We start from the raw sequence: 19494 nt of genomic DNA on the forward strand, positions 1-19494 counted from the left end.
ACAGTACGCTACTTTTTCCCCATCAAGCTTATTAATTAATTACTTAACCAATAAACACCAAATATATGAAAATTGAATTTATTAACCATTTTTTCTTATCCAAGAGAAAATTTTTGCTAACCTGTATGAAAACTTTTATATTGCTTTTTTGTACGACCGTTTTTAGTTTTTCTCCTAATACTGTTTTTACACAAAATGTAAAAATTACAGTAGATAAAGACAAGATTGTAACTATTGATGAAGTCTTTGATCTTTTGAGGCAGCAAACGGATTTTATATTTATCTATCAAGAAGATATGTTTAAAGATGTTCCTAAAGTAAAACTTAAAAAAGGAACTATTAGTGCTAATAAGTTGCTAAGCGAATATTTAGAAAACGGAGGTTTTAACTTTGAACTTACGGATAAGAATAAAATTATCATCACTAAAGCTAAAGCCGAAGTTAAAGCGCAGCAAAAAATAAAACTTTCAGGTATTATATATAATTTAGAAGGAATGCCCATTCCTGGAGTAAATATTCTGATAAAAGGGACAACAACTGGAGTGCAATCAGATTTTGATGGTAAGTTTTCTATTGACGTAGATGGACCAAATTCTGTACTTGTAATTTCTTATATAGGTTTTGTAAATCAGGAAATCAAAGTGGGTAATCAAACCAATATTGTGGTCAAACTGCTAGAAGATTATGCTAAATTGGATGAAGTTGTCGTAGTTGGTTACGGAACACAAAAGAAATCAGATTTAACAGGTTCTGTTTCTGTTGTAAATGTAGAAAGCGCTAAAAAAGCGGTGACTTTTGATGTTGCTAAAATGTTACAAGGTCAGGCTCCGGGAGTTAGTGTGCAATCTTCGGGAGAACCAGGTGGATTTGTAAATATTAAAATCCGAGGGGTAAATTCCTTTAGCAACAATAATCCATTATTTGTAATTGATGGAGTAATTGTTGATGCTCCATTTGATTTTGCTCCGGGTGATATTGAATCAATGCAGGTTTTAAAAGACGCTTCTTCAGCAGCTATTTATGGGGTTCGTGGAGCCAATGGAGTAGTTATTATTACCACTAAAAAAGGTAAGGCAGGTGAAATGGAAATCAAATACAAATCGCTTTTTGGTGTTCAAAATGTAGCCAAAGAATGGTCAGTAACAGATAGAGTAGGTTACCAAAAAATTACTACTGCTGCCGAAGTAAACGATGGAAAAAGTATCGCTCCGGGGAATGATCCTACAAGTCCATATTACATTAATAATGTAAATACCAATTGGCAAAAAGAAGCCTACAGAACGGGTACGATTCAAAATCATTCGCTTACTTTCAGTGGAGGAGCAGAATCTCTTGGATATAATATGAATGTTGATTATTTCAAAAACACTTCTTATTTAGAAACGCCTCAAGATTATGAAAGGTATTCTATGAATTTGAACTTACATGGAAAAAAAGGAAAATTCAAATATGGTTCCAAAATTGCCTATACAGACTCAGACAAAGAAGCATTTAATAGCTGGGTGGGAGAATCAGCTATTCAGGCTTTAGTAACTGCTATTCCTACAATGCCAGTATATGATGATCATTGGAAAGGCGGATATGGTGGAACTTATAGCGATACTCAAAAAGCTATTTCCCTTAATGTTATTGGATACAATAATTTAATTTCAAATACAGGAAAAAGAAACCATTTTATTGGAGATATCTGGGGAGAATTGGAAATAGTTAAAGGGTTAAAATACAAATTAGATGTTAGTTATGATAAAGTACATTGGTTTGATAAAAAGTATACACCGGAATTTGAATTAGGATGGTATTATAAAGTACCAAGTGATAGAGCAACACTTAACATAGCTACTGGAAATCAAGTAAAAACCTTTGTTAATAATATACTTACGTATAATCTAGTTTTAGGCAAACATACTATTGATGTTTTGGGAGGTTCTATTCAAGAGAGAAATGAGCATTACAATCATTTTTCTTCTGGTGTAGGATTTGATGCTGCCGATATTAAAAAATTGCAATATGCTGATAATACAAATACTAATGAATATGAATATACCACAACTGCAAAATCATATATCAGCAGATTGAATTACAGTTATGACGATCGTTATTTGCTTACGGCCAACTTTAGACAAGATAAAACTTCTTTATTTAGTCAAAAAAATAATTCAGCTAACTTTTATTCCTTTTCAGGAGCCTGGAAATTAAGTAATGAAAAATTTATTCATTTACCGGAATGGATTAGCAATGCGAAGTTAAGAGGAGGATATGGAATTATAGGAAATAATACGATTCCACAGTATTTCTTTGCTACTACAATGAACAGTTTTGCCAGCTATGATTTCAATGACGAATTGGCTCCTGGGTCAACAGTTGTGAACGCCTTAGATCCAAATGTACATTGGGAAGAAACTAAAACAACTAATGTGGCTCTTGAATTAGCTATGTTTAATAATGACTTGCAGTTTACAGCTGAGTATTATTTTAAAAAATCAAATGATTTATTGATTAGAGTTCCGTTACCTTATTCTTCAGGTGCTTTCCCAGCAGACATTACCACTAATGCAGGTGCTGTAGAAAACCGAGGACTTGAATTCTCATTGATTTATAATAACAATAAAAACGCGTTCAAATACAGCATTGCAGCTAATATTGGTACTTTAAAAAATAAAGTAACTCAAATTGGCTTTTCAGAAAGTGGAAATCCTATACCAGGCCTTGCTTCTAAAACAGAGGTAGGAAGATCTATTGGTGAAATATATGCTTATGAAACAGATGGAATCTTTCAATCTCAGGAAGAAATCAATGCAGCAGCTTCGCAGACTAATGTGCAAGTAGGAGATATCAAATTTAAAGATCAATTGACGGTTGATACTGATGGCGATGGAGTGTTTGACGCAGCTGATGGAATTATAAATGATAGTGACAGAGTATATCAAGGAGTAACAATACCTAAATACAATTACGGGGTAAATTTGAGTGCCTCTTATAAAAACTGGAATGCTACCATGTTTTGGCAGGGAAGTGGCGGTAATAAAGTATTTAATGGATTGTATCGTGATTTAATGGTTGGGAAATACGGAAACCATCATACCGATATGTTAAATTATTGGACTCCAACAAATACAGATACCAATGTTCCGCGTCCAACTATTGAAGATGGTAATGGAAATTCCAGAGATTCTAATCGTTTTATTGAAAGTGGAAACTATATCAAACTGCAAACAGCAGAAATTGGTTATGATATACCACTTACTAAAAATAATTATATCCAAAAAGCCAGAGTGTATGTTAATGGACAAAACTTATGGATTATATCTAAATACAGAGGGTATGACCCTGACTTTATGAGTGATGGTTTATTTTCAAGAGGTTATGATGGTGGTTCTTTCCCAAATCCGCGAACTATTTCCTTAGGTCTTGAGATTAACTTTTAATTAGCTGTAAATCAATTTAAAACGAATCAAAATGAAATATAAAATATATAATTATTTGGCTGGTTTCTTTTCGCTAGCAATAATAACAACAAGTTGTGTTAATGATGAAGATTTAATTCAAGTTGACCCTAATAATAAAGCGGTAGATTCTTTTTGGAAAACAGACAATGATGCCCTTTTAGGAGTAAATGCGGCTTATGGAAGTTTACTAACAGATGGAACTTACATGAGAAGTACTCCGTTGTTATTAGATTTAAAAGGAGATGATGCACGCAGTAATAGCCCTTGGCCTGCGATGGCAAATGTTGGAAAGTTCAATTCTAATGTTAGTGATGCTGCAATTTATGGCTGGGCCTATGAAACCTATTATCAAGGTATCTTTAGAGCAAACCAAGTTTTGACTAACGTTCCTTCTATTAATTTTGAAGATGCCGGATTAAAAAATAGAATTCTTGGTCAGGCTTATTTTTTAAGAGGATTGTATTTGTTTCATGCAGTGAACATGTTCAAGAATGTACCAGTTCCAACAGAGTTAGCGGCTATTTATCCTCAAAAAACAGAAGCCGAAGGTTGGGCTCAGGTTATTACCGATTTTAAAATGGCAGCCGAGCTTTTGCCTAATTCATATACTTCGGTTTCTGGTTTAGATGCTGGCCAAAAAGGACGTGCTACTAAAGGTGCTGCTTTAGGATATTTAGGAAAAGCCTATTTGTTCACTAAAGATTTTACAAATGCAAGAGATACTTTTAAGGCCGTTATTGACTTAGGTGTTTATTCATTAGTATCTAATTACCGTGATAATTTTACAGAAACTAATGAAAACAATTCAGAATCTTTATTTGAAGTACAATTTAGTAGAGAAGCTGGAGGAGTTGATTTAGGCTGGGGAGGTGCTCCTGCTTCGGGATGGGGAAAAACTTCTGCCAGAGCCATCACTTATGGACCTAGAGGATTTGGTTTTACTGATGTTCAACCTACTTGGGTATTATATAATGAATACCATGATGAATTAACGACTTCAGGTACAGTAGACCCACGTTTAGATGCAACTATGTTCTATAACAAACCGGGAGGTATGCAGTTGTATGGACAAGATTTTGCAACAAAGTATGCTTCAAATACGGCTGACTTAAATGATTTGTTTTGTAGAAAATACCAAAATTCAGATGGTAATAGAGTGGATGAATTTGACTGGCGTTCTGGTATTAACGAACGTTTATTGCGCTATGCTGATATATTATTAATGTATGCCGAATGTTTAAATGAAACAGGCGATACACCTGGAGCTTATGTTTATATTCAAAAAGTAAGAGACCGTGTTGGTTTAGCTGATTTAGCAATTGTTAAACCCAATATGACAAAAGAGCAAATGAGAGAGCAAATAGGACATGAGAGATTCCTTGAGTTCCCGTTAGAAGGACATCGTTTTGATGATATCCGTCGTTGGGGTTGGTTACAAGATCCAGTCAAATTAGCTTGGTTGAAATCTAGAGATCCAGAGTTTAATTCTTATGCAAAAGGGAGAGAGTTTTTCCCTATTCCACAATTAGAAAAGGATAATAATCCTGGAACAAGTCAAAATGAAGGATATTGATTCCAACTTTATAAAATAATGAAATCTATAATATCACATGGTCATAGTGCCATGTGATATTAATTAAAGGACTAATAATTCCTGTTTTTTCAATGACTATGATTGAGGGAAAATTAAATTTAAAATAAATGAAAAAGAAAAATGCTATGGTGAAATTAGGAACTTATATAACTGTTCTAAGCTTACTACTTACTGCTTTAAGTTGTTCTACCAGTGATGATTCAACTCAAGAAACTACAAATCCGCCAGAGGTGACCCCTCCTGTTGATCCACCTGCAACATTTGCTGGGCCAACCTATGCTGATAATTATTCTTCTATTGCTTCTTGGAATTATAAGTCTCAATGGAATTTAGCTAATGTACACGATCCTTCTGTTGAAAAATCTGGAGAATATTATTATATGTATCAAACAGATGCTTCTTATGGAAATGCGCATGAGGGGCATGGACACTTTTTTTATCGTCGTTCAAAAGATTTAGTAAATTGGCAATTTATGGGATCAACAATGACTACAGCGCCTACTTGGGTTAAAGATTCTTTGAATAATAAAAGAGCCCGAATGAGTCCGGCTTTACCACCAATTGATAATCCTAATTATGGATATTGGGCTCCTTGTGTGCGAAAAGTAGGTAATAAATACCGTATGTATTATAGTATTGTAGTAGATAACCCTATTACTGGAACTGATTTTAATACCTCTTGGTCAGAGCGGGCTTTTATTGGTTTAGCCGAAACGGATGATTTAGCTTCTAATGTATGGACTGATAAGGGAATGGTAGTATGTTCTGAACCAGATGGATTAAAACCTTATTCGTTTACAGGAACTAGAAATTGGGAAGATGCTTATTTTAAATACAATGCGATTGACCCTAGTTTTATAGTTACTCCTGAAGGTGAACATTATCTTATTTATGGTTCTTGGCATTCTGGCATTGTAGCATTAAAATTGAATCCTACTACAGGTAAACCAGACCAATTAAAAACTTTAAATGATTATGGAACTCGTATAGCAACCCGTAATGCAAGTAGTCGATGGCAAGCTTCAGAAGGAGCTGAAATAATTTATAATCCGGATACACAATATTATTATTTGTTTATGGCTTATGATGAACTTGCTGTAGCTTATAATACCAGAGTGGCTCGTTCCAGAAGTGTAACAGGACCTTATTTAGGAATAAATGGTGCTAATGTGACTAATGGTGCTGAGTGTTGGCCAATGTTAACACATCCATATGGTTTTAATAATCATACGGGATGGGTTGGAATTTCGCATTGTGCTGTTTTTCAAAATCCAGATACCAAACAATGGTTTTATTCATCGCAAGGACGTTTACCGGAAAATGTTCCAGGAATTGCAGTGTCAAATGCCATTATGATGGGACATGTAAGAGCTATTAAATGGACTGAAGATGGCTGGCCGGTAATTGATCCTGAACGTTACGCTGCAGTTCCGGAAACATCAATTTCAGAAGCATCTTTTATAGGAACTTGGGAACAAATTACCATGAATTACCAATTCAGAACTATTCAAAAATCAGTTGTGATTACCTTAACTGCAGACAAAAAGGTTAGCGGAGCCATTACAGGAACTTGGTCGTATGATAGTGTAAACAAAACTTTAAATGTAAATGGAATTAAATGTAAAGTAAGCGATGCTTGGGATTGGGAATCATCAACTCGGAAAGTTACAATCACTTATTCAGGGCTAACTTCTTCTGGAGTGCCTATTTGGGGAAAGAAAATTAATTAGTGATAGACAAATCTTTTTTATGTTAGTGAGAAAGAGATTATATTTTATAAAATATTTTGTTTAGATCTTTTTATTTTGTCTATATTTACAAATGTTAATAATACACTTATAACCAATTCAAAACGTAATTAGAATGAAAAAAAATCTGTTCTTATTGTTGGCTTTTTCTTTTTGTAGTCAACTTATTTTTTCACAAAAAGAAACTACAATGTTGAGTATTAAAAAGGCCGAAAATCCAATTACTATTAACAAAAACATTTATGGTCACTTTGCAGAACATTTGGGGAGATGTATCTACGGAGGTTTTTTTGTGGGAGATACTTCTAAAATTCCAAATACAGCCGGAGTCAGAAACGATATTATTGCCGCTTTAAAAGAATTGAAAATTCCAAATTTAAGATGGCCGGGTGGTTGTTTTGCGGATACCTATCATTGGAAAGACGGTATTGGACCAAAAGAAAACAGACCAACAATTGTAAATCAATGGTGGGGAGGAACAACTGAAGATAACAGTTTTGGAACTCACGATTTTTTAAATTTATGCGAAGTATTAGGAGCTGAACCTTATTTGGCTGGTAATATTGGTAGCGGAACAGTTCAGGAACTGGCCGACTGGGTTCAGTATGTGAACTTTGCAGGGAAAAGTCCGATGAGTGATTTGCGTAAAAAAAACGGAAGAAATGAACCTTGGAAAGTGAAATTCTGGGGTGTTGGTAATGAAGCCTGGGGATGCGGTGGAAATATGACGGCTGAATATTATGCAGGAGAGTATCGCAAATATGCCACATTTATGTCAGATTGGGAAAATACAGGAGGAATCACTCGTATTGCTTCCGGATCGAATGGTGCCGATTACAATTGGACTGAAGTTTTGATGAAAAATATTCCAACTAATATGTTAGGAGGATTAGGCGTACATCATTATGCGGTTATTAATTGGAACAAAAAAGGAGATGCAGTAAATTTTAGTGAAGACCAATATTTTGAAACCATGAAATCGGCTTTAAAAATGGAAGAATTGGTTACTAAACACGCCGCTATTATGGATAAATATGATCCTGCCAAAAAAGTAACTATGGCTGTGGATGAATGGGGTGGCTGGTATGAAGTGGAAAAAGGAACTAATCCCGGATTTTTGTACCAACAAAATACCATGCGTGATGCTATGATTGCAGGTACTACCTTGAATACTTTTAACAATCATGCCGACAGAGTGCGTATGGCAAACTTAGCGCAATGTGTGAATGTATTGCAGGCAGTTATCTTAACGGATAAAGCTAAAATGATTTTGACTCCAACGTATCATGTTATGAAAATGTATCGCGTGCATCAGGATGCTGAGTTGTTACCAGTTAACTTTACTTCTCCATTATATACTTTTGAAGGTAAAAGTTTGCCAGCTATTTCTGCTTCGGCTTCAAAAGATAAAAGCGGTTTAGTACATATTTCATTAGTAAACGTTGATTCAAAGAAAGAAAATAAAATCGAAATTGATTTGGCTGAACTTGGTTTAAAAAACGTAACAGGAACTATTTTGACTTCTAAAAAATTACAGGATTACAATTCATTTGAGAAACCTAATGCAATCGAGCCTAAAGAATTTAAAGGTTTTAAAAATGCAAAAGGAAAATTAGAAATTACATTGCCACCATTTTCAGTTGTAATGTTAGAAGGAAAATAATATTTTTTTTAAATGAAAATCACCTCATTATTATATAGTGTAAGTATTTTAACAGCAGTTGCTTCTTGTAAAACGGCTGCTGTTAAAAATACGGCTTCGACCAAAAATAATCAGCAATCGCTGAAAATGAATAATCCTATTATTACCGATAAGTATACTGCCGATCCTGCTGCTTTAGTTTATAAAGACAAGGTTTATCTCTATACCGGTCATGATGTACCTGAAAAAGGAGTCAATACGTATCGAATGAACGATTGGTTGGTTTATTCATCTTCGGATATGGTTAACTGGAAAGAACATCCGGTGCCATTAAAAACTTCCGATTTTGCTTGGGCAAAAGGAGATGCTTGGGCTGGACAAGTTATTGAAAGAAACGGAAAATTTTATTGGTATGTAGCTATTTCGCATGGTGAAATTCACGGAAAGGCGATAGGAATTGCGGTTTCAGATAGTCCAACAGGTCCTTTTAAAGATGCTTTAGGCAAAGCATTAATTACCAATGATATGACTACCAAAACAAAAATCAGTTGGGACGATATTGATCCAACAGTTTGGATTGATGATGATGGTCAAGCTTATTTATTTTGGGGAAATACCGTTTGTAATTATGTGAAATTAAAAGAAAACATGATTGAAATGGATGGGCCGATGCAAACAGTTGATTTGCCAAATTTTACCGAAGCACCTTGGATTCATAAACGTAAAGACTGGTACTACTTGTCCTATGCCTACCAATTTCCTGAAAAAATTGCCTATGCCATGAGTAAATCAATCAATGGGTCTTGGGAATATAAAGGCATTTTGAACGAAGTGGCAGGTAATTCGAACACCAATCATCAATCTATTATTGATTTTAAAGGCAAATCATATTTCATTTATCATAATGGAGTTATCCCAACTGACGGAGGAAGTTTCAGACGTTCGGTTTGTGTAGACCGTTTGTATTACAATCCAGATGGAACAATGAAACGTGTAGTAATGACTTCAGAGGGAATTCAGGAATAAGATGATGATTTTTAAAGCTAAATATCAATTTCTACTATTGCTGCTTTTGGTTTTTTTTGAATCAATTGCGCAAGGTATTTCTGTACATGATCCAGTACTTATTAAAGAAAAAGATACTTATTACCTTTTTTGCACGGGTAAAGGAATAAAATGTCTTAGTTCTGTTGATTTGAAAAATTGGAAAGCTGAACCTGCTGTTTTTCCTGAAAAACCAATTTGGACAGACAAGGTAGTTCCAGAATTTGGAAATCATATTTGGGCTCCAGATATTATTTTTCATAATAATCAATACTATTTGTATTATTCGATTTCGGCTTTTGGAAAAAATACTTCTGCAATAGGGGTTGTAACCAATGTTACTTTAAATGCCAACGATCCGAATTATAAATGGATAGATCATGGTATTGTAGTTCAATCTTATCCCAACAGAGACGAATGGAATGCTATTGATCCTAATTTAATAATTGACGAAAATAATACGCCTTGGTTATCCTTTGGTTCCTTTTGGGATGGAATCAAAATGGTAAAATTGAATTCGGATTTGCTGTCCATTGCTCAACCAGAAGAATGGTACGCTATCGCTAAGCGAAAAAATACTACTTTGTCGGGCAGAAGTTCGGCAATAGAAGCGCCTTTTATTTTTAAGAAAAATGGCTTTTATTATTTGTTTACCTCTTGGGATTTGTGTTGCAAAGGCAAGGATAGTACTTATAAGATTGCCGTGGGAAGAGCTACTTCTGTTACGGGTCCTTATGTTGATAGGGATGGTAATTTATTGAGTCAGGGTGGCGGAACTATTTTGGCAAAGGGCGATGAGAATTTTTATGGCGTAGGCCATAATAGTGCTTACACTTTTGACGGAATAGATTATTTAGTTTATCATGGCTATGATGCAAAACAGAATGGGAAATCTGTTTTGGTCATCAAAGAATTGAAATGGGATGCTGATTTCTGGCCCTATTTGTAATACTTGTTTCTGATTTAATAAAGCCAAAAAGTTATAAAGGAGCGACTGCCTAATTCTTCCCCTATAAATTTTATTCACATTAACAAAGTATAAGATGCAAACAAACAGATTAATCAACCTGGCATTATCAGCTCTAGTTTTGGCTAGTGTCACTTCTTGTAACGACAAAAAAGTGCAAAATGATAAACCAACAAATAATGAGGTTACTCATTCAAAAATAAGCTTATCTAACAAACCGATTGTATTGCAAAGAGCAGATCCATTTATCTACAAGCATACTGATGGCTATTACTATTTTACAGGATCAATACCTACCTATGATGCCATAGAGTTAAGACGTGCAAAATCTATTGATGAACTTCAAAATGCGGAAACTTTTAGAGTTTGGGAAAAACATAAAAGCGGGCCAATGAGTCGACATGTATGGGCTCCGGAAATTCATTATCTGGATGGGAAATGGTACGTGTATTTTGCAGCAAGTGAAGAAGAAAATATTTGGAAATTAAGACCTTATGTTTTGGAATGTACAGGGCAAGATCCTTTGCATGACAAATGGATTGAGCTGGGACAAATGCAGGCAGCTGATGCCGATCCAAAAAGCTTTACCGATTTTTCTCTGGACGGTACTGTTTTTGAGCATAACAATAAACGTTATTTCTGTTGGGCAGAAAAAACGGGAGGACAGTTTGCTGCTTCTAATTTGTATTTAGCCGAAATGGAATCACCCGTAAAACTAAAAACAGTTCAATTTATGCTTACGACTCCCGATTATGATTGGGAACGCATTGGATTTTGGGTAAATGAAGGTCCGGCAGTAATTAAAAATAAAGGAAAAATTTATATTACTTATTCGGCAAGCGCTACAGGTGCCTGTTACGCTATGGGTATGATGGAAGCAGATGAAAATGCTGATTTATTAGATAGGAATTCATGGGAAAAATCCAGATATCCAGTATTAAAAACCAATGAAGCAAAAAAAATCTATGGTCCTGGACATAACTCTTTTACAGTTGATGAAAATGGTGAACCTTTAGTAATATATCATGCAAGGGATTACGAAAAAGCGGTTGGTGATCCAAAAGTAGTGCCAGCGACAGACAAAAGATCCTTGAAAGAAATTATTGCAGACCCGCTCTATGATCCTAATCGTCATGCGAGAATGATGAAATTACAATTTGATGAAAGCGGTAGACCAATATTTGAATTTAATTAAAAATATCAAGTAAAGTTTTCTGTCTTAATTACCGACGAATAAAAAGAAAAATTAAAAAATGAAAATAAATATAATTACCAAAAGTACATTTTGCGGTTTATTATTGAGTGGGTTTTTAGCAACAGCTCAAAAAAACAACCTTGAAGTGGATTTGACAAAATCAATCGCAAAAATTCAACCGACTATGTATGGTATCTTTTTCGAAGATATCAATTTTGCTGCCGATGGAGGTTTGTATGCCGAAATGGTTAAGAATAGAACTTTTGGGTTCGATGCTCCACTTATGGGATGGTTGCAACCCAATAGTAATGTACATTCTTTTAATAAAGAGTCTGGTATAGCGACTCCGATGCGTACTTCGGAAAATAAAAACAATCCTGATTTTTGTAGAATTATCATCAATAATGATAAAGGCTACCAGATAATAAATGAAGGCTTTAGAGGAATGGGAATTAAGAAAGATGCGAAATACAATCTTTCGCTAATGGCGGCCAATCATGACAATGCTATTAAAAAAATAATCATACAATTTATTGATACCGATAAAAAGGTTTTAGGAGAAACTTCAATTGTTCCTTCTTCTACAAGCTGGAAAGAGTACTCGTCTGAATTGATTGCTACTGCAACTGAAGCGAAGGCACAGTTAAAAATTACTTTTGAAGGAACAGGAACAATAGATTTAGATATGATTTCGTTGTTTCCTCAAGAGACCTGGAAAAATAGAAAAAACGGATTGCGTAAAGATATTGTTCAATTATTATACGATTTAAAACCTGGTTTTTTAAGGTTTCCTGGAGGATGTATCGTTGAGGGAAGAACCTTAGAAAACAGATACCAATGGAAAAAAACCGTTGGTGCTGTTGAAAACAGAGAAACCATGATTAACAGATGGAATGTGGAGTTCAAGAATAAACAAGCTCCTGATTATTTCCAGTCTTTTGGTTTAGGCTTTTTCGAATATTTCCAACTTTCAGAAGATGTTGGTGCTCAGCCATTGCCTATTTTAAGTTGTGGAATTGCTTGTCAGTATAACACAGGAGAATTAGTTCCGATGGCAGAATTGGATCCTTATGTTCAGGATGCTTTGGACTTAATCGAATTTGCTAATGGTGCTGTAACTACTAAATGGGGAAAATTACGTGCTGATATGGGGCATCCTAATCCGTTTAATCTGAAATTCATAGGAGTAGGTAACGAACAATGGGGGCCACAATATATTGAAAGATATACTGTTTTTGCAAATGCGATAAAATCAAAATACCCAAATATAACTATAGTTTCAGGTGCAGGACCATCTCCTGATGGAGCAATGTTTGATTATGGATGGGAAGAATTGAAAAAATTAAATGCTGATATTGTTGATGAACATTATTATAAAAATCCGGAATGGTTTAAAGAAAATGTAACGCGATATGATAATTACGATAGAAAAGGACCTAAGATTTTTGCCGGAGAATATGCAGCACATCCTAAAGGTGTAGAAGACGGCATGAAAGAAAATAATTGGTTAGCAGCTTTGTCTGAGTCGGCATTTATGACTGGTTTAGAACGCAATGCTGATATTGTTCATTTAACTTCTTATGCGCCTTTAATGGCTCATGTGGACGCTTTTCAATGGGCTCCGGATATGATTTGGTTTGATAATTTAAAATCTTTTGGAACAGCAAATTACTATGTTCAAAAAATGTATTCTAACAATAAAGGAACAGATGTGGTTGCAATCACTAAGAATGGAAAAGCGATTACGGGACAAAATGATTTGTATGCCACTGCAGCAACAGATGTAAATACAAATGAGTTGATTTTAAAATTGGTTAATACTTCTGCAAAAGCACAAGATTTAGCTATTAATTTGAATGGAAAAAGTGTTACTTCTAAAGGGAAAATGATTGTGTTAAGAAGTCAGGATTTAGAGATTTACAATACGTTAACCGAACCAACAAAAATTAGCCCTCTTGAAAAAGATTTCAAATGGAGTGGAAAAAAAGCTTCGGTAAACGTACCAGCTTACTCTTTTGTAGTATTAAAAGTTAAAATGAAGTAGTTTTAGTTTTTAGAGAAACTTTAGTTTAATGAATTTTAACTTAATTGTTCTAAATTTTATGAAAAAACATTAAGTGTAAGTGAAACACTTAATGTTTTTTTATTATATATTTGTAGCCATATTTTAAAAAATGAAGATGAAAAATTATGTAATAGGTTTAGATTACGGATCGGATTCAGTTCGTGCCGTATTAATTGATACCGAAAATGGGCAAGAATTAGCCTCAGATGTTTGTCATTACAGGAGATGGAAAAACAAACAGTATTGTAATCCATCCATCAATCAATTCCGTCAGCATCCTTTGGATCATATCGAAGGATTGGAATCCACAATTAAAAATATTGTAACAGCAAGTAAGGTTGATCCTTCTTTAATAAAAAGTATCTGTATAGATACTACAGGATCTTCACCTGTACCTGTTACAGCAGATGGAACACCATTAGCATTAACAGCTGAATTTGCAGAAAACCCAAATGCGATGATGGTTTTGTGGAAAGATCACACTGCTATTAATGAAGCGAATGAAATCAATGAACTTGCCGCTACTTGGGGAGGTGAAGATTTCACTAAATACGAAGGAGGAATTTATTCTTCGGAGTGGTTTTGGGCAAAAATTTTACACATTGCCCGCGAAGACGAAGCCGTTAGAAATGCAGCTTACACTTGGTTAGAGCATTGTGATTTAATGACTTATTTGTTGATTGATGATAAGGATTTAAAAACATTTAAAAGAAGCCGTTGTGCAGCAGGACATAAAGCCATGTGGCACGAAGACTGGAACGGTTTACCGTCAGTAGAATTTTTAGAAAAATTACACCCTTACTTAGCAGAGCTTAGAGGAAAATTATATGATGAAACTTATACTTCTGACCTTGTTGCAGGAACTCTAAATCAAGAATGGGCAACAAGATTAGGATTAACTACTGATACCATTATTGCTGTTGGTACTTTTGATGCACACTCAGGAGCTGTAGGTGCAAAAATTGACGAATATGCTTTGGTTCGCGTAATGGGAACTTCCACTTGTGATATTATTGTTTCAGCTAAAGAAAATGTAGGAAGCAAAACCGTTAAAGGAATTTGCGGACAAGTGGATGGTTCTGTAATTCCAGGATACATTGGTCTTGAAGCTGGACAATCTGCTTTTGGAGATGTTTTAGCCTGGTTTAAAGATACTTTGTCTTGGCCATTAGATAATTTGGTGTACAATTCAGCTATTTTATCTGATGAGCAAAAAGCCCAATTAAAAGATGAGGTTGAATCTAATTTCATCAAAACTTTAACCGAACAAGCCGAAGCTATTCCATTGTCTGAAAGTATTCCAACGGCTTTGGACTGGGTTAACGGTCGCAGAACTCCGGATGCTAACCAAGGATTGAAAAGTGCGATGACAAATCTTTCTTTAGGAACTAAAGCGCCACATATTTTCAAAGCTTTAATCAACTCAATTTGTTTTGGTTCTAAGAAAATTGTAGACCGTTTTGAAGAAGAAGGTGTTCGTATTGATAGCGTGATTGGAATTGGTGGTGTGGCTAGAAAATCACCTTTTATCATGCAGACTTTAGCAAATGTATTGAATAAACCAATTAAAGTTTGCGCTTCAGATCAAGCACCGGCTTTAGGAGCTGCGATTTATGCTGCTGTTGCTGCCGGAATTTATCCGAATGTAATTGAAGCTGCTAAGAAAATGGGAAGTGATTTTGAAAGTGAATATTTCCCTCAGGCTGATAAAATTGAGAAATACGAGGAATTGATGGATTCCTATTCTGAATTGGCTCAATTTGTAGAATCTATAACAAAATAATTAAGTAGTATGTCAAAATACCAAGCGTTAAAACAAGAATGTTACGAAGCAAATATGCAACTAAACGAATTGAATTTAGTGGTATATACTTTTGGAAATGTAAGTGCTGTTGATAGAGAGAATGGAGTTTTCGCTATTAAACCTAGTGGAGTGCCTTACGAAGAATTAAAAGCAGAAGATATCGTAATTGTTGACTTTGATAATAACATTATTGAAGGAGACAAACGTCCTTCTTCTGATACAAAAACACATGCTTATTTGTACAAGCATTGGCCAAATATTGGAGGAATTGCGCATACACACGCCACTTACTCTGTAGCATGGTCTCAGGCACAAAGAGATATACCTATTTTTGGAACTACTCATGCAGATCACTTAACTGCTGATATTCCTTGTGCTGCTCCAATGGCTGATAACTTAATCGAAGGGAACTACGAGCACAATACTGGAATCCAAATCTTGGATTGTTTCAAAGAGAAAAATCTTTCATACGAAGAAGTAGAAATGGTTTTGTTAGGAAATCATGGTCCGTTTGCCTGGGGAAAAAATGCAGCGAAAGCAGTTTATAACTCTAAAGTATTAGAGGTTTGTGCTGAAATGGCATACTTAACGTTGCAAATTAATCCGGCTGCTCCAAGATTGAAGGATTCTTTGATTAAAAAACATTACGAACGTAAACACGGTAAAGATTCGTATTACGGACAATAAATAGCAATAAATAATAAAATAAATAAAAATGATAGATATTTCAAAAAAAGAAGTTTGGTTTGTAGTTGGAAGCCAAAACCTATATGGAGAAGAAACTTTAAGACAGGTTGCTGTGCATTCTCAGGAAATTGCAAAAGGAATTGATGCTTCTTCTCATGTTCCTGTAAAAGTAGTTTACAAGTCGGTGGCAAAATCACCTAGCGAAATCACTGATATTTGTTTGGAAGCTAATACCAATAAAAACTGTATTGGTATTATCGCTTGGATGCATACTTTCTCGCCAGCTAAAATGTGGATTAATGGTTTAAGTATTCTTAAAAAACCATTATGTCACTTACATACACAATACAATGCTGAAATTCCATGGGCTTCAATCGATATGGATTTCATGAACTTGAATCAATCAGCTCATGGAGACAGAGAGTTTGGTTACATCATGTCGAGAATGCGTAAAAAACGTAAAGTGGTTGTAGGTCACTGGGAAGATGTTCGTGTTCAGCAAAAATTAGGAAACTGGTCCAGAGTAGCTTTAGGTTGGGACGAAATGCAAAACCTGAAAGTAGCGCGTTTTGGAGATAACATGCGTGAAGTAGCTGTAACATGTGGGGATAAAGTGGAGGCTCAAATTCGTTTTGGAATGTCTGTAAACGGATACGACTCTTCTGATATTGTTAATAAAATGAAATTGGTTACTGATGCGCAAGTAGATGCTTTAGTAGCAGTTTATGAAGAATCATATAATTTAGCCCCAAAATTACAAAAAGGAGGAGAACAAAGACAATCCTTATTAGATGCTGCTAAAATCGAATTAGGTTTGAGAGCATTTTTAGAAGAAGGCGGTTTTGGTGCTTTTACGGATACTTTTGAAAACTTAGGAGAATTAAAACAATTACCGGGTATTGCTACACAACGTTTAATGGCTGATGGTTACGGTTTTGGTGGAGAAGGTGACTGGAAAACAGCTGCTATGGTTCGTGTTATGAAAGTAATGAACATCGGTCTTGAAGGAGGAACTTCTTTCATGGAAGATTATACATACCACTTTACACCTGAAAAATCTTATGTATTAGGTTCTCATATGTTGGAAATCTGCCCTTCTATTACTGAAGGAAAACCATCTTGCGAAATTCATCCATTAGGAATTGGTGGAAAAGAAGATCCTGTTCGTTTAGTATTTAATTCTCCTGCAGGAGATGCTATCAACGTATCTTTAGTAGACATGGGAACTCGTTTCCGTTTAATCGTAAACGAAGTAACTGCTGTAAAACCAATGGCTGATTTACCAAAATTACCAGTTGCACGTGTACTTTGGGATTGTAAACCTAATTTAGACATTGCTGCTACAGCTTGGATTTTAGCTGGTGGAGCGCACCATACTGTTTACAGTCAAGCAGTAACTACTGAGTTCATGGAAGATTTTGCTGATATTGCTGGAATCGAATTAGTTGTTATTGATAACGATACTAGAATCCGTAATTTCAAAGATACTTTGAATGCAAATGAAGCTTACTACCATTTATTTCAAACTGGATTGTAATCTTTTTTAGAACAAATTTACTAAGTCATAAAGTCGGAAGTTAATGTTACTTTTGGCTTTATGACTTCGCTATTAACCAATAAAAATAAAAATTATGAATCTATTAAAAAGTTGTGTTCTCGGATTGACGGTTATTACTACTGCGGGACTTTCTGTTCAGTGCAAAGGGGATAAAAAAGAAAACCAGGAACAAAATGTAACTCAAAAAGACAGTGTTACTATTGAGAAATCAGAGTACGCTACTACTGCTCAAGGAGAAAAGATTTACAGCTACAAACTGAAAAATCAAAAAGGGATGGAAGTGGATATTATGACTTACGGAGGAAGAATTACTTCTTTAAAAGTGCCTAATAAAGCTGGAGTTTCAGAAGATGTTGTGATAGGGTTTAATAATTTTGAGCAATATACAAAAGATAATCCATTTTTTGGAGCCTTAATTGGAAGATACGGGAATCGTATCGGAAAAGCTAAATTTTCTTTAGATGGAGTTGAGTATAAATTAACAGCTAATGATGGACCAAACAGCTTGCATGGTGGGCCAATGGGATTTGATAAGGTTGTTTGGACTGCTGAAGAAGCTAAAGGAGGAGAAAATGCTACCTTAAAATTGAAATATCTTAGCAAGGATATGGAAGAAGGATTTCCAGGAAACTTAACTGTTTTTGTTACTTATACATTAACTGCTGGTAATAATTTAGAAGTGTTGTATGAAGCAACTACAGATAAGAAAACGATAGTGAATTTGACTCAACATTCTTATTTCAATCTTTCAGGTGATTTTACAAAAACTATTTTGGATAATGTAGTAACAATTGATGCTGATAAATTAGTTCCAGTTGATGAAACATTGATTCCAACTGGGAAATTAGAAGATGTGGCTAATACACCATTTGATTTCAGAACTCCAAAAGCTATTGGTAAAGAAATAGAAGTAGCTAATGAACAGTTAAAAAGAGGTAAAGGATATGACCATTGCTGGGTGTTAAATAATCAGGATAAAGGATTCCGTTTTGCGGCTTCAGTTTATGAGCCAACCAGCGGAAGAGTGATGGAAGTGTTTACTGATGAACCAGGAATTCAGTTGTACACAGGGAACTTCTTAGATGGAACCTTGCCAACAAGAGATGGTAAAACCTATGCGCACCGAACAGGACTTTGTTTAGAAACGGAGCATTATCCAGATTCTCCAAATCAAAAAGATTTTCCAACTACGGTTTTAAATCCTGGAGAAACATATAAAACTAAAACTGTATTTAAATTTTCTGCTAAATAATTAGAAAGACAGTTTAATCTATAAAGCTCGTACTGTAATATAGTGCGAGCTTTTTTTATGTAGCATTCTCCTGCTATCCGCTTCAATCTTACTCGCCGAACCCCGGCAAGTAAGGATTTCCGCTGCTATCAGGGCTAGGGAGTTGGTTTAAAGTTGGGATTTGTACTGTTATATATAGTATGGGTTCTTTGTTGTCTTGATTTTTTCTGTGTGACTTACTTGGTGGAAGTTGCCTCTGTATAGTAAATAATCTTAGTGTACTTCGCGACTTCTTAGTGTTATTTGTGTTTAAAAACTCTAAATTCCTACAAAACTAAAAAAACTTTAAAAAACAAAAGCTTTGTTATCAGGCTATTAAAAAATAATTTGAAAAATAGTTTAGAAAAGCTATTGTGTAATTGAATAAAGGTGGTATTTTTGCACCCGCAACAGCGAAAACGTTCTAAGAAACATACTGAAAAGCGAAAGAGATTTTAAGAAGAAATTTTTAAA

The 19494-nt window shown here is 34.8% G+C and carries 12 protein-coding genes; all 12 read left to right on the forward strand.

The window, feature by feature from the left end:
* Positions 1 to 125 precede the first annotated feature (125 nt).
* The 12 genes from AC4FRF_RS16110 (at position 126) to AC4FRF_RS16165 (ending at position 19002) form a co-directional block, all read left to right on the forward strand.
* Positions 126 to 3425, forward strand: coding sequence for a SusC/RagA family TonB-linked outer membrane protein (locus AC4FRF_RS16110; RefSeq protein WP_491161065.1), 3300 nt, complete (start codon positions 126 to 128; stop codon positions 3423 to 3425).
* A 31-nt stretch (positions 3426 to 3456) separates the two neighbouring features.
* Positions 3457 to 5019: a RagB/SusD family nutrient uptake outer membrane protein gene (locus AC4FRF_RS16115; protein WP_491161067.1), complete on the forward strand. Its 1563-nt coding sequence runs from the start codon at positions 3457 to 3459 to the stop codon at positions 5017 to 5019.
* Between the two features lie 128 nt (positions 5020 to 5147).
* Positions 5148 to 6770 (forward strand): arabinan endo-1,5-alpha-L-arabinosidase, encoded by a 1623-nt coding sequence (locus AC4FRF_RS16120; protein ID WP_491161069.1) that lies wholly within the window; start codon positions 5148 to 5150, stop codon positions 6768 to 6770.
* Positions 6771 to 6903: 133 nt separating this feature from the next.
* Positions 6904 to 8451 (forward strand): alpha-N-arabinofuranosidase, encoded by a 1548-nt coding sequence (locus tag AC4FRF_RS16125; RefSeq protein ID WP_491161071.1) that lies wholly within the window; start codon positions 6904 to 6906, stop codon positions 8449 to 8451.
* A gap of 12 nt (positions 8452 to 8463) precedes the next feature.
* Positions 8464 to 9456 carry a glycoside hydrolase family 43 protein gene (locus tag AC4FRF_RS16130; protein ID WP_491161073.1) on the forward strand — a complete coding sequence of 331 codons (993 nt, stop codon included), beginning with the start codon at positions 8464 to 8466 and terminating at the stop codon, positions 9454 to 9456.
* A gap of 1 nt (position 9457) precedes the next feature.
* A complete protein-coding gene (locus AC4FRF_RS16135) occupies positions 9458 to 10423 on the forward strand; it encodes an arabinan endo-1,5-alpha-L-arabinosidase (RefSeq protein ID WP_491161075.1) in 966 nt (321 codons plus the stop codon).
* Between the two features lie 94 nt (positions 10424 to 10517).
* Positions 10518 to 11636 carry a family 43 glycosylhydrolase gene (locus AC4FRF_RS16140; RefSeq protein ID WP_491161077.1) on the forward strand — a complete coding sequence of 373 codons (1119 nt, stop codon included), beginning with the start codon at positions 10518 to 10520 and terminating at the stop codon, positions 11634 to 11636.
* A gap of 58 nt (positions 11637 to 11694) precedes the next feature.
* Complete coding sequence (locus AC4FRF_RS16145; protein WP_491161079.1) at positions 11695 to 13680, forward strand: alpha-L-arabinofuranosidase family protein; 1986 nt, start codon at positions 11695 to 11697, stop codon at positions 13678 to 13680.
* A 136-nt stretch (positions 13681 to 13816) separates the two neighbouring features.
* A complete protein-coding gene (locus AC4FRF_RS16150) occupies positions 13817 to 15484 on the forward strand; it encodes a ribulokinase (RefSeq protein ID WP_491161081.1) in 1668 nt (555 codons plus the stop codon).
* A gap of 9 nt (positions 15485 to 15493) precedes the next feature.
* Positions 15494 to 16192, forward strand: a complete 699-nt coding sequence (locus AC4FRF_RS16155; RefSeq protein ID WP_408082462.1) for an L-ribulose-5-phosphate 4-epimerase — start codon at positions 15494 to 15496, stop codon at positions 16190 to 16192.
* A gap of 28 nt (positions 16193 to 16220) precedes the next feature.
* Entirely contained in the window at positions 16221 to 17729 is a 1509-nt protein-coding gene (araA, locus tag AC4FRF_RS16160) for an L-arabinose isomerase (RefSeq protein WP_491161083.1), read from the forward strand.
* 94 nt (positions 17730 to 17823) lie between these two features.
* Positions 17824 to 19002: an aldose epimerase family protein gene (locus AC4FRF_RS16165; RefSeq protein ID WP_491161085.1), complete on the forward strand. Its 1179-nt coding sequence runs from the start codon at positions 17824 to 17826 to the stop codon at positions 19000 to 19002.
* Positions 19003 to 19494: the final 492 nt, after the last annotated feature.

It is taken from the genome of Flavobacterium sp. ST-158, from assembly GCF_058309975.1.